The sequence below is a fragment of the Mitsuaria sp. WAJ17 genome (assembly GCF_014174515.1).
GTDB lineage: Bacteria > Pseudomonadota > Gammaproteobacteria > Burkholderiales > Burkholderiaceae_C > Roseateles_B.
Genome location: NZ_JACJUG010000129.1, coordinates 1 through 383, shown reverse-complemented (window position 1 = coordinate 383; position 383 = coordinate 1). Strand labels below are relative to the sequence as shown.

Genomic DNA, 383 nt, shown 5'->3' with positions numbered 1-383 from the left:
CACCAGACGCTTGTGCCCCGGCTCGTCTTCGCGGGCCAGCACCACCGCCTCGCGCACGCCGGGCTGTGCCAGCAAGCGGGCCTCGATCTCGCCCAGCTCGATGCGGTAGCCGCGCAGCTTCACCTGCTCGTCGTTGCGGCCCACGAAGGCCAGTCGCCCCGTCTCCAGCCAGCGCACCAGGTCGCCGGTGCGGTACATCCGCCCTGCCCCGTCCTTCACGAAGGGATCGGCCAGGAAGCGCTCCTGCGTCAGCTCTGGCTGCCCCAGGTAGCCTCGCGCCACGCTGGCGCCGCCGATGTACAGCTCCCCCACCGCGCCCAGCGGCACCTCGCGCTGCTGCGCATCCAGCACATACAGCCGCGTGTTGCTGATCGCCGCACCGA

Annotated in this window: 1 protein-coding gene; it reads right to left on the bottom strand. The window is 71.5% G+C overall.

Going from position 1 to position 383, the window contains the following annotated elements:
* On the bottom strand, window positions 1-383 hold a 383-nt coding region (locus H5407_RS23695; RefSeq protein WP_183106926.1), incomplete at both ends, for an AMP-binding protein.